18 protein-coding genes are annotated in these 20,191 nt (G+C 71.1%); 5 read left to right on the top strand and 13 right to left on the bottom strand.

Features of this window, described 5'->3' with window-relative positions:
* Positions 1-86: 86 nt before the first annotated feature.
* The 6 genes from pgl to tkt are packed head-to-tail and all read right to left on the bottom strand — an operon-like array spanning position 87 to position 8,266.
* Positions 87-860, bottom strand: a complete 774-nt coding sequence (gene pgl / locus ACFSVL_RS30870) for a 6-phosphogluconolactonase (protein ID WP_378309081.1) — start codon at positions 858-860, stop codon at positions 87-89.
* Positions 857-1,894, bottom strand: a complete 1,038-nt coding sequence (gene opcA / locus ACFSVL_RS30865) for a glucose-6-phosphate dehydrogenase assembly protein OpcA (protein ID WP_378309080.1) — start codon at positions 1,892-1,894, stop codon at positions 857-859. The genes pgl and opcA overlap by 4 nt, the downstream gene beginning before the upstream one ends.
* A complete protein-coding gene (zwf, locus tag ACFSVL_RS30860; protein WP_378309079.1) occupies positions 1,891-3,417 on the bottom strand; it encodes a glucose-6-phosphate dehydrogenase in 1,527 nt (508 codons plus the stop codon). Before zwf ends, opcA begins: the two co-directional genes overlap by 4 nt.
* Positions 3,414-5,033, bottom strand: coding sequence for a glucose-6-phosphate isomerase (locus ACFSVL_RS30855; RefSeq protein ID WP_378309078.1), 1,620 nt, complete (start codon positions 5,031-5,033; stop codon positions 3,414-3,416). The genes zwf and ACFSVL_RS30855 overlap by 4 nt, the downstream gene beginning before the upstream one ends.
* Before the next feature lie 10 nt (positions 5,034-5,043).
* On the bottom strand, positions 5,044-6,156 hold the full coding sequence (tal, locus tag ACFSVL_RS30850; protein ID WP_378309236.1) for a transaldolase: 1,113 nt from the start codon (positions 6,154-6,156) through the stop codon (positions 5,044-5,046).
* 10 nt (positions 6,157-6,166) lie between these two features.
* Complete coding sequence (gene tkt / locus ACFSVL_RS30845) at positions 6,167-8,266, bottom strand: transketolase (RefSeq protein WP_378309077.1); 2,100 nt, start codon at positions 8,264-8,266, stop codon at positions 6,167-6,169.
* Positions 8,267-8,696: 430 nt separating this feature from the next.
* Here tkt and ACFSVL_RS30840 point away from each other — a divergent pair, with 430 nt between their 5' ends.
* From ACFSVL_RS30840 to ACFSVL_RS30830, 3 genes are all read left to right on the top strand, one after another.
* Positions 8,697-9,677 carry a heme o synthase gene (locus ACFSVL_RS30840; protein WP_378309076.1) on the top strand — a complete coding sequence of 327 codons (981 nt, stop codon included), beginning with the start codon at positions 8,697-8,699 and terminating at the stop codon, positions 9,675-9,677.
* A 91-nt stretch (positions 9,678-9,768) separates the two neighbouring features.
* Entirely contained in the window at positions 9,769-12,009 is a 2,241-nt protein-coding gene (locus tag ACFSVL_RS30835; protein WP_378309075.1) for a HelD family protein, read from the top strand.
* 422 nt (positions 12,010-12,431) lie between these two features.
* Entirely contained in the window at positions 12,432-12,947 is a 516-nt protein-coding gene (locus ACFSVL_RS30830) for an FKBP-type peptidyl-prolyl cis-trans isomerase (protein ID WP_378309074.1), read from the top strand.
* A gap of 1 nt (position 12,948) precedes the next feature.
* Here ACFSVL_RS30830 and ACFSVL_RS30825 read toward each other — a convergent pair whose 3' ends face one another.
* Positions 12,949-13,920, bottom strand: a complete 972-nt coding sequence (locus tag ACFSVL_RS30825) for a quinone oxidoreductase family protein (RefSeq protein ID WP_378309073.1) — start codon at positions 13,918-13,920, stop codon at positions 12,949-12,951.
* 92 nt (positions 13,921-14,012) lie between these two features.
* Here ACFSVL_RS30825 and ACFSVL_RS30820 point away from each other — a divergent pair, with 92 nt between their 5' ends.
* Both ACFSVL_RS30820 and ACFSVL_RS30815 read left to right on the top strand, forming a co-directional pair.
* On the top strand, positions 14,013-14,330 hold the full coding sequence (locus ACFSVL_RS30820) for a hypothetical protein (protein WP_378309072.1): 318 nt from the start codon (positions 14,013-14,015) through the stop codon (positions 14,328-14,330).
* The gene (locus ACFSVL_RS30815) at positions 14,327-15,190 is read left to right on the top strand and encodes a hypothetical protein (RefSeq protein ID WP_378309071.1); all 864 of its coding nucleotides are present in this window, start codon (positions 14,327-14,329) and stop codon (positions 15,188-15,190) included. Before ACFSVL_RS30820 ends, ACFSVL_RS30815 begins: the two co-directional genes overlap by 4 nt.
* Here ACFSVL_RS30815 and ACFSVL_RS30810 read toward each other — a convergent pair.
* From ACFSVL_RS30810 to ACFSVL_RS30785, 6 genes are all read right to left on the bottom strand, one after another.
* Complete coding sequence (locus ACFSVL_RS30810; protein WP_378309070.1) at positions 15,187-15,411, bottom strand: helix-turn-helix domain-containing protein; 225 nt, start codon at positions 15,409-15,411, stop codon at positions 15,187-15,189. The two genes, ACFSVL_RS30815 and ACFSVL_RS30810, sit on opposite strands and share 4 nt — an antisense overlap.
* Entirely contained in the window at positions 15,411-16,031 is a 621-nt protein-coding gene (locus ACFSVL_RS30805) for a hypothetical protein (RefSeq protein WP_378309069.1), read from the bottom strand. Before ACFSVL_RS30805 ends, ACFSVL_RS30810 begins: the two co-directional genes overlap by 1 nt.
* Before the next feature lie 60 nt (positions 16,032-16,091).
* Positions 16,092-17,027, bottom strand: a complete 936-nt coding sequence (locus ACFSVL_RS30800; RefSeq protein WP_378309068.1) for an acyl-CoA desaturase — start codon at positions 17,025-17,027, stop codon at positions 16,092-16,094.
* 352 nt (positions 17,028-17,379) lie between these two features.
* On the bottom strand, positions 17,380-18,354 hold the full coding sequence (locus ACFSVL_RS30795) for a COX15/CtaA family protein (protein ID WP_378309067.1): 975 nt from the start codon (positions 18,352-18,354) through the stop codon (positions 17,380-17,382).
* A gap of 123 nt (positions 18,355-18,477) precedes the next feature.
* Entirely contained in the window at positions 18,478-19,266 is a 789-nt protein-coding gene (locus ACFSVL_RS30790; protein WP_378309066.1) for an ABC transporter permease, read from the bottom strand.
* Positions 19,263-20,189, bottom strand: coding sequence for an ABC transporter ATP-binding protein (locus ACFSVL_RS30785; RefSeq protein ID WP_378309065.1), 927 nt, complete (start codon positions 20,187-20,189; stop codon positions 19,263-19,265). The genes ACFSVL_RS30790 and ACFSVL_RS30785 overlap by 4 nt, the downstream gene beginning before the upstream one ends.
* Between the last annotated feature and the right edge of the window lie 2 nt (positions 20,190-20,191).

The raw sequence follows: 20,191 nt of genomic DNA, 5'->3' as shown, positions 1-20,191 counted from the left end.
CCCCATGAGCCGCGCCCGCGAACCCCCTTGCCCCGCAACGAAAAGGCCCCCCGCGCCAAGCGCGAGGGGCCCTTCCGCAAAGCCGTCTACTCGGCAGGCGGCTGGTACACCTTCGTCAGCTTCCCGGCCGACTCGCGGTCCAGGAGCCACAGCGTCCGGCGGTAGCCGCGGGCGCCCGACACCGGGATCTGCGTTTCCGGCGCACCGGCCAGGGCCTGCGCGACCGCGTCCGCCTTGGCGGTGCCCGCGGTCATCAGCCACACCTCGCGGGCGCGGCGGATGGCGGGCAGCGTCAGCGATACGCGCGTCGGCGGTGGCTTCGGGCAGTCGCGCACCGGCACTACCGAGCGCTGGGTTTCGCGCACCTCGGCGGTTTCCGGGAACAGCGACGCCGTGTGGCCTTCGCCGCCGAGGCCCAGCAGCATGATGTCGAACTCCGGCACGTCCGCGCCGGGGCCCGCCGCGTCGGAGAGGACCTTTGCGTAGGCCTCGGCGGCCGCGTCGACGTCGTCGCCGAACTCGCCGTCGGACGGGGCCATCGCGTGCACTCGCTCCGGGGCCAGCGGCACGTGGTCGAGCAGGGCTTCGCGCGCGCCCTTTTCGTTGCGCTCGTCCGAATCCGCCGGGACGAACCGCTCGTCGCCCCAGTAGACGTCCAGCCGCGACCAGTCGATCGCGTCGCGTGCGCTCGACTCCCGCAGTTCGCGCAGCACGGCGATGCCGGTGCCGCCGCCGGTGAGGACCACCGACGCCGCACCGCGAGCCGCCTGCACGTCGACGATCCGGGTCACCAGGCGGGCCGCGGCGGCCGCGGCGAGCAGGTCCGGGTTTTCGTAGACGACGACCTCGGTCCGGCTCATGTGCTGCTCTTTTCCGCCGTCTTGCGGCTGGTCGCCTTCGGCTTCGCCGGGACCTTCGCCGGAGCCTTCGCGGCGGCAGTCTTGGCCGGAGTCTTGGCCGCGGGCTTGGCCCCGCCGGACGCGGCGATCTTGTGCAGCCCGTGCAGGGCCGCCTCGTAGATCTCGTCCGGGTCGAGCCGGCGCAGTTCCTCCACCAGGCACTCCGGATTGCTGCGCCGCTGCAGCGCGATCCGCCGCGTCGGCTGGCCCGGCTGGGTCAGCGTGCCGACCCGTCCGTCCGGCCGCGTCAGTTCCACCGCGCCCGACTTCCGCTCCAGCTTCACCGAGATGATGCCCTGCGCGCTCGAGCTCTTGACCCGGTGCACGGGAGCCTTGAGGTACTCGGCGAGCCAGCCCGCGAGCAGTTCGGTGGACGGCGAATCGGCCTCGCCGGTCACCGTCGCGCTGGTGATCTTCTCGTACGGCGGGAGGTCCAGCGCCGACACCAGCTGTGCCCGCCAGCGGGTCAGCCGGGTCCACGCCAGGTCGGTGTCACCCTCCACATAGGACTTCGCGCGCGTGGTGAGCGACCTTATCGGGCTCTTTTCCGCGGCCGAGTCGGTGATCCGCCGCTGTGCCAGCTGGCCGAGCGGGTCCTCCGCGGGGGCCTTCGGACCGGCCCCCGGCCACCAGGTGACGATCGGCGCGTCCGGCAGCAGCAGCGGCACGACCGCGCTCTGCCCCTGCGCGGCCAGCGGGCCGTACAGCCGCAGCACGATGACCTCGCTCGCGCCGGCGTCGCCGCCCACGCGGATCTGGCCGTCTATGCGCGGCGCGGCCGTGCGCGCGCCCTTCGCCACGACGATCACCCGCGACGGGTGTTCCCGGCTCGCGTCGTTCGCGGCCTCGATGGCGTCCTCGAGCTTGGCGTCGTCGTCCGCGACGATCACCAGCGTCAGCACCCGGCCGAGCGCGACCTGGCCGCCCTGCTCGCGGATCTCCACCAGTTTCTTGTTCAGCGCCGACGTCGTGGTCGACGGCAGGTCGATGATCACGGACGCCTCCAGTGCCTGCCAGTACGCTCCAGCATTTCGTCAGCCGACTTCGGTCCCCAGCTGCCCGGCGGATACTGCTCCGGCGCGGTGCCGAGCTTCGCCCAGTGCGACAGCACCGGGTCGAGGATTTCCCACGACAGCTCGACTTCCTCGTTCACCGGGAACAGCGACGGCTCGCCCAGCAGCACGTCCAGGATCAGCCGCTCGTAGGCCTCCGGCGACGATTCGGTGAACGCGTGGCCGTAGCCGAAGTCCATCGTGACGTCGCGGACCTCCATCGTGGTCCCCGGCACCTTCGACCCGAACCGCAGCGTGATGCCCTCGTCCGGCTGCACGCGGATGACCAGCGCGTTCTGCCCCAGCTCCTCGGTGGAGGTGGAGTCGAACGGCAGGTGCGGCGCGCGCTTGAACACGACCGCGATCTCGGTGACCCGGCGGCCGAGCCGCTTGCCGGTGCGCAGGTAGAACGGCACGCCCGCCCAGCGGCGGTTCTGCACCTCCAGCGTCACCGCGGCATAGGTCTCGGTGGTCGAGTCCTTCGCGAACCCGGCCTCCTGCAGCAGCCCCGGCACCTTGGTGCCGCCCTGCCAGCCGCCCGCGTACTGCCCGCGCGCGGTGGTCTGGTCCAGCGGCAGCATCGGCTTGGTCGCGGCCAGCACCTTGGCCTTCTCCGAGCGCAGCGCCTTCGGCTCGAACGACAGCGGCTCGTCCATCGCGGTGAAGGCGAGCAGCTGCAGCAGGTGGTTCTGGATGACGTCGCGCGCCGCGCCGATCCCGTCGTAGTACCCCGCGCGGCCGCCGAGGCCGATGTCCTCGGCCATGGTGATCTGCACGTGGTCGATGAAGTTCGCGTTCCAGATCGGCTCGAACAGCTGGTTCGCGAACCGCAGCGCCAGGATGTTCTGCACCGTCTCCTTGCCGAGGTAGTGGTCGATGCGGAACACCGACTCCTCGGGGAAGACGTCGTTCACGATCGCGTTGAGTTCCTTGGCGCTCTTCAGATCGTGCCCGAACGGCTTCTCGATGACGACGCGCCGCCAGGTGTTCTCGTCGGCCTGCGCGAGGCCCGAGCGCGCCAGCTGCTTGGTCACCACCGGGAACGCGCCCGGCGGGATCGACAGGTAGAACGCGGTGTTGCCGCCGGTGCCGCGTTCCTCGTCCAGCTCGCGCACGGTCTTCGCCAGCCGGTCGAAGGCGTCGTCGTCGTCGAAAGTGCCCTGGACGAACCGGATTCCTTCGGCGAGCCGGTTCCACACCGACTCCTTGAACGGCGTCCGCGCGTGCTCCCGCACCGAATCGTGCACCAGCTCGCCGAAGTCCTGGTGTTCCCAGTCCCGGCGGGCGAAGCCGACCAGCGAGAACCCGGCGGGCAGCAGCCCGCGGTGGGCGAGGTCGTAGATGGCGGGCATCAGCTTCTTGCGCGCCAGGTCGCCGGTGACGCCGAAGATCACCAGGCTCGACGGCCCGGCGATCCGCGGCAGCCGCTTGTCCCGCGGATCCCGCAGCGGGTTGCGCCAGGTCACTGCGCGGCCTCCTGTACTGCGCGGACGAGTTCGGCGAGCCCGGCGGCGCGGTCGGTCAGGTGCAGCCGCAGCACCGGACGCCCGTGCTCGGCGAGCACCTGGCCGTCGCCGAGCGCCTGTGCGTGCTGGAGCTGCCCCAGCGTGTACGGGCGGTCCGGCACCGCGAGGTCGTCCTCGACCGCGCCGGTGATCTGCAGGAAGCTGCCGTTCTGGTGGCCGCCCTTGTGGTACTGCCCAGTGGAGTGCAGGAAGCGCGGGCCCCAGCCGAACGTGGTCTGCACACCGGTCCGCTTGGCGATTTCGCCGCGCAGCAACGAAGTCGACGCGTCGTCCAGCCGGTCGAGGTAGGCCTGCACTGCGATGTAGCCGCCGTCCGCCACCGAACCGAAGAACGCGCGCAGCACGTCGGCGAGCTTGCCTTCGGTGGAAACCCCTTCGCTGCCAAAGACTTCGACCGCACCGTCCACAGTGTCCGGTGCCTCGCCGCCCTTCAGCTTCTCCGGGTCGTCCAGCAACGCCCGAGCCGCCTTCTTGGCCGCCTCGACGTCCGGCTGGTCGAACGGGTTGATCTCCAGCAGCCGTCCGGCGAGCGCGGTCGCGAACTCCCACAGCAGGAACTGCGCGCCGAGCGGGCCGGTCACCGAGATCTGCGCCGCGCCCTCGGCCGGGCCGATCGCGACCGCGGTCGCGTCCTTGCCGTGGCCGGCGAACCCGGGAGCGTCCGGGCCCTCGACGGCCACCGGCAGCAGGCCGGTGCCGAGCTTGCCGGTGGACTCGGCGATCAGCTGCTCCGCCCAGTCCGGGAAACCCTTGATCCCCGAACCGGTGTCGGCCAGCACGACCTTCTCCGCACCGGCTTCGTGCGCCGCGCCCCAAGCCGCCGCCAGCTGCACGGCCGGGTTCTCCGCGGTGTCTTCAGCCAGCGTTTCCGCCACCGACGCGGCCTGGTCGAGCAGCCGTGCGACGTCCGCGCCCGCGAGCCCGGCCGGCACGAGGCCGAACGCGGTCAGCGCGGAGTAGCGGCCGCCGACGTGCGGGTCGGCCAGGAAGGTCTTGCGGTAGCCCTCTTTCTCCGCCAGTTCGGAGAACGGGGAGCCGGGATCGGTGACGACGACGATGCGCCGCGCCGCGTCGATCCCGGCATCCGCGAACGCCTTGGCGAAGATCCGGCGGTGGCTGTCGGTCTCGACGGTGCCGCCGGATTTCGACGACACCACGATGACCGTGCGCTCGAGGTCGCCCGCGAGCGCGTCGGCCACCTGGCCGGGGTCGGTCGTGTCGAGCACCGTGAGCGGGACGCCGGCGCTGGCGGTGATGACCTCCGGCGCGAGCGACGAGCCGCCCATGCCGGCGAGCACCACGCGGTCCACGCCCTCGCTGCGCAGTTCGGCGCGCAGCGCTTCGATTTCCCCGATCAACGGACGCGACGACTTGTGCAACGTCGTCCAGGACAATCGGATCGACGCTTCGGACTCGGCGTCCGGACCCCACAGCGTGGAGTCCTTGGCGGCGAGCTTGGCAGCGGCGCCGTCGGCGGCCAGCCGCTGCGCCAGCGGCGCTGCCTTTTCTGCCAGTTCGGCGTCGACGATCACGACGCCGGTTTCGTCCCCGCTCATGGTCTCTGGTTCAGCCCCTCGCTTTGTTCAGCTGCCCGGTCACCGTGTCCAGCAGTTCCTGCCAGGACTTCTCGAACTTCTCGACGCCTTCGGTCTCCAGCGTCACGAACACGTCCGGCACGTCGATGCCGGCCGCTGCCAGCTTGTCGAAGATCGCCTGCGCCTGCTCGCCCTTTCCGGAAACCGTGTCGCCGGTGATCTCCGCGTGGTCGGCGACCGAGTCCATGGTCTTCTCGGGCATCGTGTTCACGACGTCCTTGACCACGAGCTGGTCGACGTAGCGGGTGTCGGAGTAGGCCGGGTCCTTCACGCCGGTGGAGGCCCACAGCGGACGCTGCGCGTTCGCGCCCGCCTCGGCGAGTGCCTTCCACTGGTCCGTGGCGAACAGCTTCTCGAAGGCCGCGTACGCGAGCCGCGCGTTGGCGATGGCCGCCTCGCCCAGCAGCGCCTTGGCCTCGTCGGTGCCGAGCGCGTTCAGCCGCTTGTCGACCTCACTGTCCACACGGGACACGAAGAACGACGCGACCGAGTGGATGCCCTTGAGGTCGTGGCCGTTGGCCTTCGCCTGCTCCAGACCGGCGAAGAAGGCCTTGATGACCGCCTCGTAGCGCTCGACGGAGAAGATCAGCGTGACGTTGACGCTGATGCCCTCGGCGAGCACCGCGGTGATCGCGGGCAGACCCTCTTCGGTCGCCGGGATCTTGATCATCACGTTCGGCCGGTCGACGGTCTTCCACAGGTCCTTGGCCTCGGCCACCGTCTTCTCGGTGTCCTTCGCCAGGCGCGGGTCCACCTCGATGGACACGCGGCCGTCGACGCCGTTCGTGGCGTTGTACACGTCGCGGAACAGGTCCGCGGCGTTGCGCACGTCGGTGGTGGTCAGCTCCCGTACGGTGCCGTCGAGGTCCGCGCCGCGGGCGGCGAGGTCGTTGACCTGCGCGTCGTAGGCGTCGCCCTTGGACAGCGCGTTCGCGAAGATCGTCGGGTTGGTGGTCACGCCGACGACGTGCTTGTCGCGGACGAGCCCGGCGAGGTTGCCCGATTCCAGGCGCTCCCGCGAGAGGTCGTCCAGCCAGATGGAGACGCCTGCTTCGGACAGCTGTGCGAGTCGGTCAGTCATGATTGCGCTCCTTTCAGTTCTTGGTGTTGGCGATCGAGCGGCGGGCGGCGTCGACCACGGCTTCGGCGGTGAAGCCGAACTCGCGGAACAGCGTCGCGGCGTCGGCCGAGGCGCCGTAGTGCTCGATCGAAACGTTCTCGCCGGCGTCGCCGGTGAAGCGCTGCCACGGCATCGCGATCCCGGCCTCGACCGAAACGCGGGCCTTGACCGACGGCGGCAGGACGGCGTCCTTGTAGTCCTGGTCCTGCGCGTCGAACCACTCGACGCACGGCATCGACACGACGCTGGTGGGGACGCCGTCGGCCTCAAGGGTCTTGCGCGCCTCGACGGCCAGCTGGACCTCGGAACCGGTCGCGATCAGCACGACCTCCGGGGTGCCGTTGGACGCCTCGGCCAGCACGTAGCCGCCCTTCTTGACGCCCTCGGCGTTCGTGCCCTCCAGCACCGGCACGTTCTGCCGGGTCAGCGCGAAGCCGGACGGGTGGTGCACGTCCTCCAGCACGGCCTTCCACGCGTACGCGGTCTCGTTGGCGTCCGCCGGGCGGACGACGTTGAGGCCCGGGATGGCGCGCAGCGCGGCGACCTGCTCGATCGGCTGGTGCGTCGGGCCGTCCTCGCCGAGGCCGATCGAGTCGTGCGTCCACACGTAGATGACCGGGGCCTTCATCAGCGCGGCGAGCCGGACCGGCGGGCGCATGTAGTCGGAGAAGGTGAGGAACGTCGCGCCGTACGGGCGGGTGCCGCCGTGCAGCGCGATGCCGTTGAGGATCGAGCCCATCGCGTGCTCGCGGATGCCGAAGTGCAGCGTGCGGCCGTACGGGTTGGTCTTCCACATGTCGGTGCCGGCCGCGGCCGGGCCGAACGAGTCGGCGCCCTTCATGGTGGTGTTGTTGCTCTCCGCGAGGTCCGCGGAACCGCCCCACAGCTCGGGCAGCGGCTCGGCCAGCGCGTTGAGCACCTCGCCGGAGGCCTTGCGGGTGGCGATGCCCTTGGCGTCCGGCTCCCACGACGGCAGGTTGTCCGCGAAGCCCTCGGGCAGCGTGCGGGTGGACAGCCGGTCGGCCAGCTTCTTGCGCTCCGGGTTCGCCGAAGCCCACGCCTCGAAGCGCTCCTGCCATTCGGCGCGCTGCTTCTCGCCGCGCTCGATCGCCTGGCGGGTGTGCGCGAGCACGGCGTCGTCGACGTCGAAGTTCTTCTCCGGGTCGAAGCCCAGCGCCTTCTTGACGCCCGCGACCTCTTCCGCGCCCAGCGCCGCGCCGTGCGCCTTGCCGGTGTTCATCTTCGTCGGGGCCGGGTAGCCGATGATCGTGCGCAGCTGGATGAACGACGGCCGCGTGGTCTCGGCCTGCGCCGCCTTGATGGCCGCCTCGATCGCGACGACGTCCTCGCCGCCGTCGACGGTCTGCACGTGCCAGCCGTAGGCCTCGTAGCGCTTCGCGACGTCCTCGGACAGCGCGATGTTGGTGTCGTCCTCGATGGAGATCTTGTTGTCGTCGTAGAAGACGATCAGGTTGCCCAGCTCCTGGCGGCCCGCGATGGACGAGGCCTCGGAGGTGACGCCCTCTTCGATGTCGCCGTCGGAGGCGATCACGTAGATGTGGTGGTCGAAGATGCTCTCGCCGGCCGGGGCGTCCGGGTCCAGCAGGCCGCGCTCGCGGCGGGCGGCCATCGCCATGCCGACGCCGTTCGCGAGGCCCTGGCCCAGCGGGCCGGTGGTGGTCTCGACGCCCTTGGTGTGCCGGTATTCCGGGTGGCCCGGGGTCTTGGAGCCCCAGCGGCGCAGCTGCTCGAGGTCTTCCAGCTCCAGGCCGAAACCGGCCAGGTACAGCTGGATGTAGAGGGTCAGGCTGGAGTGCCCGGCGGACAGCACGAACCGGTCGCGGGCGGGCCACTCCGGGTCCGCCGGGTCGTGCCGCATGGTGCGCTGGAACAGCGTGTACGCCAGCGGCGCCAGGCTCATCGCAGTGCCCGGGTGCCCGCTGCCGCAGTTTTCGACGGCGTCCGCGGCGAGCACGCGGGCGGTGTCTACGGCGCGGGTGTCGGTCTCGGTCCAGTCGGCCGGCACGTTGCGCCGGAGCAAGGGGTTGGTCTCGCTGCTAGAGGTTTCGGACACTGAACTCGAACTCCTGCGTCGGTGAAGTGGTGGCTGTATTCCGTGCGTGCCGCTCAGGTGCTGCGGTGTGCGCCCTCAGTTATCTCAATCGATCCCGAAGGGACGATATTCCTGCTGGCGGCGCTGTGCAGGCGGAGCGAGCGGCCCGACGCTGTCACCCTAGTGCGTACGCGTGCGCGCGAGCGCGGGCGAGCACCCTGCGGGTGAAGTGATCCTGCCCGCCTGTCCGTCCCCGGCTACCCGCTGCGGGCGTCCGCGACGCACGGCGGCGGACGTGACGGAGAAGACATCGCCGGGCGTGTCCCGGACCCGCGGGCGTTGAGCCGGTTCGCCACGTCTAACATCGATCCCGGGCCAGGCACGGGAGTTCTTCTGGAGCACCACCTCTTTCTTCCGGGCCGCCCGGCCCAGGACTGACTCAGGGAGAGAAATGTCGTTGGTGAACGCTGCGCACGGACGCAGTGAAGACACCAGCGCCGTACCCCCGGACGGCGGACGGCCGAGCGGGGCCCGGCGAAGCTTCCGCCAGGTGGCCGGCGCGTACGCCGCGCTGGCGAAGCCGCGCGTGATCGAGCTTCTCCTCGTCACCACGATCCCCGCGATGTTCCTCGCCGGGCGCGAGGTGCCGAACCCGTGGCTGGTGGTCGCGACGCTGATCGGCGGCACCATGGCCGCGGGCAGCGCGAACGCGCTCAACTGCGTGATCGACAGCGACATCGACAAGGTCATGAACCGCACCAAGCGGCGGCCGCTGGTGAAGGACGCGGTGCCGCGGCGCAACGCGCTGATCTTCGGCCTCGTGCTGGGCATCGCGTCGTTCGCGGTCCTGTTCTTCACGGTGAACCTGCTGGCGGCGGTCCTCGCGATCGCGACCATCCTGTTCTACATCTTCGTCTACACTCTCGGCCTCAAGCGGCGGACGTCGCAGAACGTGGTCTGGGGCGGCGCGGCGGGCTGCATGCCGGTGCTGATCGGCTGGGTCGCGGTCACCGGCACCGTGCAGTGGCCGGCGTTCGTGATGTTCGGCGTGATCTTCTTCTGGACCCCGCCGCACACCTGGGCGCTGGGCATGAAGTACCGCGACGACTACGAACGCGCGGGCGTGCCGATGCTGCCGGTCGTCGCGACCGCCGAGCACGTGGCGCGGCAGATCGTCATCTACTCGTGGGTGATGGTCGCCTGGACGCTGCTGCTGCTCCCGGTCACCAGCTGGCTGTACGCGACCTTCGCGATCCTGGCCGGCGGCTGGTTCCTCTTCTACGCGCACCGGCTGCAGGCCGCCGTGCACCGCGGCGAGGAGACCAAGCCGATGGCGCTGTTCCACCGGTCGAACACGTACCTGATGATCGTGTTCGTCGCGCTGGCGGTCGACTCGGCGATCGGCCTGCCGGTGCTCGGCCTCCCGTTCTGACCCGTTTTCCGTGACCGGGCAGGAATGGCCCGGGATCCTCGCCGGTTGCACTCTTCCGGCCCCGATCCCGACCTGAAAGCAGGACCTTTCCTTGCCCGAGGAACCGGCCTACGAAGCCGAGCTGCGCCGTGAGCAGGCCTACACCGACGCCCTGTTCGCGAAGCTCGACTCCGAACGCATCCAGACCCAGCGCCGGCTGGACGAGACGCTGCGCCAGACCGGCGGGACGCCGCAGGCGCGGACCGAACGCGAAGCCGCCACGAACCTGCACACCGACCGGCTCGCCCAGCTCGGGTCGGTCGAGCAGGGGCTGTGCTTCGGACGGCTGGATTTCGTGCCCGGCGGCAGCGACGAGGACACCGCCTACATCGGCAGGCTCGGGCTGTTCGACGAGGACGACGACTACCGCCCGCTGCTGATCGACTGGCGCGCCCCGGTCGCGCGGCCGTTCTACCTCGCCACCGCCGCTTCGCCGGACGGGGTGCGCCGCCGCCGGCACCTGCGGTCGCTGAGCCGCCGCGTCACCGGGTTCGACGACGAGATCCTCGACCTGACCGCCGCCGACCAGGGCCAGGACCTCGGGCTCGCCGGCGAGGCCGCGCTGCTGGCCGCGCTGGAGCGCCGCCGGACCGGCGAGATGGCCGACATCGTCGCCACCATCCAGGCCGAGCAGGACCGGATCATCCGCGCGCCGCTCGGCGGCGTGATGGTGGTGCAGGGCGCGCCGGGCACCGGGAAGACCGCCGTCGCGCTGCACCGCGCGGCCTATCTGCTGTACACGCATCGCCAGCAGCTGACCACGCGCGGCGTGCTCGTCGTCGGCCCGAACCCGACCTTCCTGCGCTACATCGGCCAGGTCCTGCCGTCGCTCGGCGAGACCGGCGTGCTGCTGGCGACCATCGGGCAGCTGTGGCCGGGCCTGGACGCGGACGGCGCCGAGCCGCCGGAAGCGGCCGAGGTGAAGGGCCGGCTGGTGATGGCCGAGGTGCTCGCCAAGGCGGTCCGCGACCGGCAAGGTGTACCCGATCCGGTGATCGAGATCGAGCACGAACGCGAGATCCTCAAGCTCGACCGGAAGACCTGCGCGCAGGCTCGCGCCCGGGCGCGCCGGTCGCGGCGGCCGCACAACCTCGCGCGGCGGCTGTTCGTCTCCGACGTCCTCGACGCGCTCACCCGGCAGGCCGCCCGCGCATTGGGCGAGGACCTGCTGGACGCGCAGGACGTCCAGGACATCCGCGCCGAGCTGGCGGCGAGCCCCGCGATCGCGGCCGCGCTGAACTCGCTGTGGCCGAAACTCACCCCGTCCGGCCTGCTGGACGACCTGTTCGCCGACCGCGAACACCTCGACCGGGCGGCAGGCGAGCTGCTGTCCGAAGAGGACCGGAGGCATCTGGAGAGCGGCCGCGACGCGAAGTGGACGCCCGCCGACGTGCCGCTGCTCGACGAACTGGCCGAGCTGCTCGGCAGCGACGACTCCGAGGAGCAGGCCGAGGAGAAGCGTCAGGAACGCGTCGAGCGCGCGTATGCCGAGGGCGTGCTGGACATCCTTGAGCAGGACGAGGAAATCCAGGACGAGGAGATCCTGCGGGTGTCGGACGTGCTGGACGCCGAACTGTTCGCCGAACGGCAGCAGGCGCGCAGCGAGCTGACCGCGGCGCAGCGGGCGGCGCAGGACCGGACGTGGACGTTCGGGCACGTGATCGTGGACGAGGCGCAGGAACTGTCCGCGATGGACTGGCGGCTGCTGATGCGCCGCACGCCGAACCGGTCGATGACGCTGGTCGGCGACGTCGCGCAGACCGGGGCCGCCGGGGGAGCGCGGACCTGGGACGAGGTGCTGTCGCCGTACGTCGCGGACCGCTGGCGGCTGGAGCAGCTGACGGTGAACTACCGGACCCCGGCGGAGATCATGGCGGTCGCGGCAGGCGTGCTCGCGGAACTCGACGTGGACCTGGCCGCGCCGGTTTCGGTGCGGGAGACCGGGGTGCCGCCGTGGAGCGTGGAAACCGGTTCGCTGGACGAGGAACTGCCCGCGCTGATCGCCGCGGAACTGTCCGCTGTGGACGGTGGGACGGTCGCGGTGCTGGTGCCGGGAGGGCGCCTCGACGACGTGCGCAAGCTGCTGCCGGAGGACGACCGGCTGAGCGTGCTGACCGTCGACCGCGCCAAGGGGCTGGAGTTCGACGGGGTCGTGCTGGTGTCGCCGGACGAGATCGTGGCGGGGTCGGCGCGCGGGCTCAACGACCTGTACGTGGCGCTGACCCGGGCGACCCAGCGGCTCGGCGTGGTGCGGACCGGTCCGGCGGTGCCCGCTCTCGGCGGCCTTGGCTAGTCCCGGATTGTCTTCAGGTCCGTGAGGGGAACCCTGAGGGAATCAGAGTCCGTGAGGGTTCCCCTCACGGACAACCCAACCCCGCACCCCGCCGGAACCCGCCGAGAGCCATGTCGGCCCTGGCTGGCGCCTTCGACCTGGGCAGACGAGCCTCAGCCGCACCCGTGACGTCGACTCAAGTCCCAGGCATTGGACTCAGATTCCCTCAGGGGGCCCTCACAGACGATGATCCTGCTCTCGCCGCTTGCCCTGGGCCCGGCACGAACCCGCCGACCCCTTTGGCCCGGGCGGACGCGCCTCACGCCGCACCCATGACGCAGCCTTGAGTTCCTGGCATGGGGGATCAGAGTCCGTGAAGGTTCCCCTCACGGACCTGAACCTGCCCGCAACGGAACGGCTGCGCCGTGCGGATACAGTCAAGCATGCAGAAATTCGGCAGGACGGCCGTCGCCGGCGCGGTCGCGGCGGTCGCCGTGTTCGGCCTCACGGCCTGCGGCGACGACAGCAGCGCGGCCCCGGCGGCCCCGAGCCGCGAGTGCACCGCGGACGACATCAAGACCACCGGGAACTTCGGCCAGGCACCGGAGATCACCATCCCGGACGGCTGCGCCCCGCCGAAGAAGCTGATCACCAAGGACCTGTCCGCGGGCACCGGGAAGGCCGCGGCCGCCGGGTCGAAGCTGTCGATGAACTACCTCGTCGTGACCTGGTCGAACAAGAAGAAGCTGGACAGCTCGTTCGACCGCGGCGAGCCGTTCGGCCTCGACCTCGGCGCCGGGCAGGTGATCGAGGGCTGGGACCAGGGCCTCGTCGGCGTCAAACAGGGCGGGCGGCGGCTGATGATCATCCCGCCCGCCCTCGCCTACAAGGACGGCGGGCGCGGCATCGCGCCCAACGAAACGCTGGTGTTCGTGACCGACGCCCTCTCGGTCGGCTGAGTCAGGGGATCAGCAGCAGCTTCCCGGTCGTCCGGCGGCCCTGCAGGTCCTCGTGGGCCTTGCGGGCGTCGGCGAGCGGGTAGCGGCCGCCGATGCGGACGTTGAGCGAACCGTCTTGCACTGCGGCGAACAGTTCGCCGGCGCGCCAGTCGAGTTCCTCGCGGGTGCGCAGGTAGTGGCCGAGCGTCGGGCGGGTCAGGAAGAGCGAGCCGCCGGAGTTGAGCCGCTGCGGGTCGATCGGCGGGACCGGGCCGCTGGCCGCGCCGAACAGCGCCAGCGTGCCGCGGATCTTCAGGCTCGCGAGGCTGCCGTCGACGGTGCTCTTGCCGACGCCGTCGTAGACCGCGGCGACGCCTTCGCCGTTGGTCAGCTCGCGGGTCACGGCGGCAAAGTCCTCGCGGTCGTAGCGGATCACGTGGTCCGCGCCGGCGCCGCGGGCCAGCTCGGCTTTCTCGTCAGTGGACACCGTGGCCAGCACTCGCGCGCCGCGTGCCTTCGCCAGCTGCACCAGCAGCAAACCGACGCCACCGGCCGCCGCGTGGACGAGGATGTCGTCGCCCGCCTTGACTTCGTACGTCGAACGCACCAGGTAGTGCGCGGTCAGGCCCTGCAGCATCGTGGCTGCGGCGATCTCGTCGGAGACGCCTTCGGGCACCTTCACCGTGGCGCTGGCCGGGACCACCGCGCGCTGGGCGTAGCTGCCGAGCACGCCCTGCCAGGTCACGCGGTCGCCGGGGGCGAATTCGGTGACGCCCTCGCCGGTCTCCACGACCGTCCCGGCGCCCTCGGACCCGAGGACGAACGGCAGGTCGATCGGGTAGATGCCCTGGCGCTGGTAGGTGTCGATGTAGTTGACGCCAGCCGCGGCGAGGTCGACCAGCAGCTCGCCCGCGCCGGGCGGACCGGGCTCGATTTCGGCCAGTTCCAGCACTTCCGGGCCGCCGGTCCGGGTCACCTGCACTGCGGTCGGCATGGTTCCTCCTCGTGATGTGCGCGTCCGCCGTCCACTATGGCCGAGAACACGGTCGGGCCGCGGGGGCGGGGGTCTCGGGTTAAGCTCCGGACGTGGCTGAGGAGACCGAAAACACGCCGACCGCCCCGACCGCGCGCCAGCTGGCGTCCGCCCGCGCCTTCGTGGCGAAGCACGGCAAGCCGTCGCGCGCCGTGGTCGAGAACATCGGGCTCGCCGGGGCGCGGGTCGTGCTCGTGGGCCCGGACGGGGCGATGGGCGACGTGCTGGTCGCCGGGGTCGAGACCGGGTCCGCGCTGGTCGAGCAGGTCGACGACCTCGAGGCCGCGGAGTGGGACAGCGAGACGGTGAAGACGGTCAAGATCGGTGCCGCGCACCGCCGCAAGATGGCCGGTCCGCGAGCCGGACGGTGACCCGCTCGGCGATTTTCGCCGGCTGCGCCGCGCTGCCCGAAGGCGACGGCGACGAGGCCGCGGTGCTGCCCGCGCTCGCCGACCTCGGCTTCGCCGTGCGCTGGGCGGCCTGGGATTCGGAGACCGACTTCGCTTCGGCGGACATCGTGGTCCTGCGTGCGACCTGGGACTATCCGGAGCGCCGCGACGAATTCCTCAGCTGGTGCGAAGGTGTTCCGGGGCTGAGCAACGCGGCCGCGGTCGTGCGCTGGAACACCGACAAGACGTATCTCGGCGAGCTGCTGGACTCGGGCGTGCCGACGGTTCCGGTGGAGATCGTGCCGCCGGGGGAGAAGCCGCGCTGGCCGAAGAAGCCGTTCGTGGTGAAGCCTTCGGTGGGCGCGGGCGGCCGTGGCGCTGCTCGGTTCGCGGCTGCCGGCGCGGAGGCGGAGAAGCACCTGAAAGCGCTGCACGACGACGGGCGCACCGCTCTCGTGCAGCCGTATCAGTCCAGCGTGGACACTCAGGGCGAGATCGCGGTGACGTTCTTCGGCGGCGTTTATTCGCACGCCTTCACGAAATCCGCGCTTCTGGAGTCCAAAGTAGACGCTTCCGGGCTGTACCGGGAGGAGCGGCTGGCGGCCGCGGTCCCGGCCCCGGAGGTGCGGGCGGCGGCGGAGGACGCGCTGGACGCCGCGTGCGGGCTGCTCGGCATCCTGCGGGCGGAACTCCTGTACGCGCGGGTCGATCTGGTCCGCGGCGACGACGGCCGTCCGCTGGTGCTGGAACTGGAGCTGACCGAACCGTCGCTGGGCTTCCGGCACGCGGACGCGGGCGCGCCGCTGCGGTTCGCGTCGGCGGTGCGGCAGCAGCTGGCCTAGTCGCGCCGGAAGACCATCAGGTCGCCCGGCTGGCAGTCCAGGACCTCGCAGATCTTGGACAGCGTCGAGAACCGGATCGCTTTGGCCCGGCCGTTTTTCAGCACCGACACGTTGACCGGGGTGATCCCGACCCGGTCGGCCAGCTCGGCGACGGTCATCCCGCGCGCGGCGAGCAGGTCGTCGAGCCGGATCTCGATGCGGTGCGGGTCTTCGGGCGGCATCAGACGGTGCCTTCCAGGTCTTCCGCCATCCGGACCTCGATGCGCAGCAGCTTCGCGACCACCAGCGCGGAGACCCCGGCGAACACGCACCACCACGGGAAATCCATCTGCAGCTCCTGCAGCCACGCGTGGTACTGGCCGTTGAAATCGGCGCCGCCGAGCAGCTTCCCGGCCAGCTCGTACTGGAAGTAGTGCTGCAGCCCTTCGGCGACCGGACCAGCGACGAGCACGAACCAGCCGAGTGTGCGGAGCCGTCCCGGCGTGACGGGGGAGTGCAGACCTGGTCGGGCCGCGCCCCAGAGGAACCGGCAGAGCAGCAGCAACGCCACCGCGCTGAACACGACGGTCGGCAGGGTCGCGCCCATCGAGAGCGCCACGTCGGTGCCGGTCGGGCCGTTGTCGCCGGGGCAGACCCGCGCGGTCGCCGGGATCACGAACGCGCTGGCTCCGCTGGACAGCCCCGCGCCGGTGGCGGGCCCGACCGGCGCGCCGTGCCCGGCCTCGACGCAGGCCCGCAGCGCGCTGCGGACGGTGCCGTAGTTGACCAGCACGAAGGCGACCACGAAGGCCGCGCCGACGACGGTGACGATGCGTTTGTCCGTGGTGCTCAACGGTTCCATGCCCGGCCCCTATCGAAAAACGATACCTATCGAAAGACGATAGCATCGTTTTTCGATAGGTCAACCGGGCTGCTGGACGCGCTTGGCGGCGAGCCGTTCCGCCCGGGGCCAGCGGACGTCGCTCGCCCAGCCGAACCGTTCGAACGCCCAGATCACCCGCGCCGACACGTCCACCTGCCCGCGCAGCACGCCGTGCCGGGCGCAGGTCGGGTCGGCGTGGTGGGAGTTGTGCCACGACTCGCCCATGGACAGCAGCGCCAGCGGCCAGAAGTTCGCCGCGCGGTCGCGGCTCGCGAACGGGCGGTCGCCGATCAGGTGGCACACCGAGTTCACCGACCAGGTCACGTGGTGCAGGAAGGCGATCCGGACCAGGCCGGCCCAGAAGAACGCCGTCAGCGCGCCCTGCCAGGTGCCGCTGAACGCCCAGCCGAGCACGGCGGGCAGGCCGAGGCTGAGCGTGATCCACAGCCAGAAGAACCGGTTCACCAGGCGCAGATCGCGGTCGCCGACGAGATCCGGCGCGAAGCGGTCGGCGTTGGTGACCTCGCGCTGGAACATCCAGCCCATGTGCGCGTGCCAGAACCCGCGCAGCAGCGCGGCGGGCGAGGTGCCGAACAGCCACGGCGAATGCGGATCGCCCTCGCGATCGGAGAACGCGTGGTGGCGGCGGTGGCTCGCGACCCAGAAAATCACCGACCCCTGCACCGCCATGCTGCCCGCGATCGCGAGCGCGATCCGCAGCGGGCGGCCCGCTTTGAACGCGCCGTGGGTGAAGTAGCGGTGGTACCCGACGGTGACGCCGAGCGTGGCGAGCACGTAGAAGACGGTCGCGAGGACGAGGTCGGTCCAGCCGATGCCCCAGCCCCAGACCAGCGGGACGGCGGCGATCAGCGCGGCGAACGGCACGAGCAGGAACGTCTTGAGCACGATCATCTCGGCGGTCCCGCGCCGGCCGGAGAGCAGGGGTTTGCCGGGACGGGCAGGGGCGGTCGGCATGGCGGCACCTCGGGCTTTTTCGGCAAGCCGGACGGCGACGACGGTAAGCGGCCGACCTGTCCGCCGGGCCGACGCGCAGTTACAGCCGGATGACCGTCAGTTCGCGGTGGCGAGTTCGCGGTGTGCCGAGGGTTCGGGGGGTTGCGTGCCGATGCCTGCCGCGAGGTCCCGCTTCGCCGCGTGGGCTCGGGAAGGCAGCTTGCGGCGGCGCGGCGGAGGCGGATGCGGGGTTCGCTCTGGCAGCTTGCGGGCTGGGTCGCGCTTCAACGACATGCGGCGATTGCGTCAGGGCGCGGATGCTGTCGCTCGTGCGGTTTCTGGGCAACGGTTTGTCCGCTGCCCAGCGGCGCGGTCAGTTCGCGGTGGCGAGTTCGCGCTTCTCCGCCGCGGGCTCCAGCGACGTCACCGGGCCCCGGTCGCGAGTCCCCGTCCACAGCACCGCCGTCACGACGATCACGAGCGCCGAGCCCAGCACGTGGAACGACACCATCGCCTCCGGCACGCCCAGCGCGTACTGCACCGTGCCCAGAATCCCCTGCAGCAGCGCGACAATCCACACCCACGCGTACCGCTGCCACACGCTCTTCGGCGCGCCGACGCGCATCAGCGTGAGCCCGAAAACCCCCAGCACGACGAGATAAGCGATCAGCAGCCCGCTGTGGACGCGCGCCAGCTGGTCGATCGGGGCGTCGAACCGGTGGGTGTTGACGTCGCCGCCGTGCGGGCCCGCGCCGGTGACCGTGGTGCCCGCGATGAGGACCGCCCACATCAGCACCGTCAGCAGCACCAGCATCTGCCGTCCCAGCCTGGGGACCAGCGGACGGGCGGGTTCGTCTCCTTCGCGGAACGCTTTGAGCAGCAGCATCGCCAGCCAGATGAGCGGCGTGGAGGCGAGGAAGTGGATCGCGACCGTCCACCATTCCAGCTTCGCCAGCACGGTGAGCCCGCCGATGACCGCCTGCAGCACTACGCCGCCGGGCATCGTCCAGGCGAGCTTCACGAGCCGCTTGCGCTCCGGATGGTCGACCTGGATCCGCCACGCGGTGAGCACGGCCAGCGCCGCGACCACGATCACGAGACCGGTCAGCATCCGGTTCGAGAACTCGATCCACTGGGTGACCGCGTCGATGCCGGGATGCTGCACCGGCACCAGGCTGCCCGCGACGCACTGCGGCCAGGTCGGGCACCCGAGCCCGGACCCGGTCACCCGCACCACGGAACCGGTGACGCCGATCCCCGCCTGCGCGACCACCGCGGCGATCCCGACCGCGCGCTGGACGCCGGCGGACGGATACGGCAGGCGGGCGATCAAACTGCGAAGGGACACGCGGAAAGAATACTCGCGCGCGTTTTCCCGCCTTCACGCGGCGGTATTGTCCGGCCCGGATTTGCCAGCGTGCGCAAGGAATCGAGTGCGGCGGCCGTCACATCCGGGCGGCCGGAAAACGATTCAGGTGAGTTTCGTCGTCCGCGTCGCCAGCACCCCGGCCACCGCCGCCCACACCACCAGCACCGCCGCCGGTCCCACTGGGAACTGTCCGTCCACCAGTGCCGCGCGCATCCCCTCCGCCAACGCGCCCGACGGCAGCAGCGACACCACCACTCCCACCCCGGACGGCAACGCCGACGGGGCCAGCAGGATCCCGCCGGCCAGCAGCAGCACGAACCACACGATGTTCGCCAGCGCCAGCACGGCTTCCGCGCGCAGCGCGCCGCCCAGCAGCACGCCCAGTGCGCCGAACGCGAGCGTTCCCAGCACCAGCAGCACGATCGCGGAACCGATCCCGGCGGCCGACGGCGACCAGCCCAGGAAAGCGGCCACCACGCCGAGCACCACGGACTGCAGTGCGACCACGACCAGCGCCGCGACGACCCGTCCGGCGACCAGCAGCCAGCGCGGCAACGCCGTCGCCGAAAGGCGCTTCAGCACGCCGTACCGGCGGTCGAAGCCGAGGGCGATCGCCTGTCCGGTGAACGCCGACGACATCACCGCCAGCGCGAGGATCCTCGGCGTCATCCAGTCCACTTTGGACGTCGAACCGAGCTGGCTCGCGGGCAGGATGTCCAGCAGGCTCAGGCCGATCAGCAGGGCGAGCGGAATGATGAGGGTGAGCAGCAGCTGCTCGCCGTGCCGCAGGGTCAGCGCGGCCTCGACCCGCGCGTGCGTGCGCAGCATCCGGCCGAGCGAGCCGCGGCCGGGCGCGGGGGTGAAAGTGCCCGCGGGGAACGGAGAACTCATGCGCGAAGCTCCCGTCCGGTGAGTTCGAGGAACACTTCTTCGAGCGTCCGCCGTCCGACTTGCAGTTGTTCGGGCAGCACGCCCTGCTGCGCGCACCACGCGGTGACCGCGGAGACCACCTGCGGATCGACCGCGCCTTCCACCAGATACGAACCGGGGGCGGACTCGGTGACCCGGTAGCCCTCCGGCAGTGCTGCGGCGAGCAGCGTGGTGTCGAGCTTGGTGCGGGCGCGGAACCGTAGCTGCGCCGCCTCGCCCGCTTCCAGGGTCAGCGAGTGCGGCGTGCCTTCGACGACGACCTTGCCGTGGTCCACGATCACCACCTGGTCGGCCAGCGTTTCCGCCTCCTCCATGAGGTGCGTGGTGAGCAGGACGCTCACGCCGTCCGCGCGCAGGGCCGCGAGCAGGTCCCAGACCAGCCGCCGCGCCTGCGGGTCCATCCCGGCGGTGGGCTCGTCCAGGAACACCAGCTCCGGACGGCCGATCAGCGCGCACGCCAGGGAAAGCCGTTGCTGCTGCCCGCCGGAGAGCCGTTTGAACGGGGTCCGCTTCGCGCCGGCCAGCCCGAGCACGTCGAGCAGCCACGCCGGATCGTGCGGGTTCGCCGCGCAGGAAGCCACCAGCCGCAGCATTTCCTCCGCGCGCACGCCCGGGTACGCGCCGCCGCCCTGGGGCATGATGCCGACGCGCGGGCGGAGCCGGGAGCTGTCGGAGACCGGGTCGAGCCCGAGCACGCGCACCCGGCCCGCGTCAGGTCTGCGGAAACCCTCGCAAATCTCGACGGTGGTCGTTTTTCCGGCGCCGTTCGGCCCGAGCAGGGCCAGCAGGGAACCACGCTCCATGCGCAGGTCGATGCCGTCGACCGCGGTGGTGGAGCCGTAGCTTTTCGCCAAGCCGGAGATCTCGACGGCGGGGTTGTCCACAA

The sequence above is a fragment of the Amycolatopsis silviterrae genome, assembly GCF_042684085.1.
GTDB lineage: Bacteria > Actinomycetota > Actinomycetes > Mycobacteriales > Pseudonocardiaceae > Amycolatopsis > Amycolatopsis silviterrae.
This window is presented reverse-complemented; position numbering and strand designations above follow the sequence as displayed.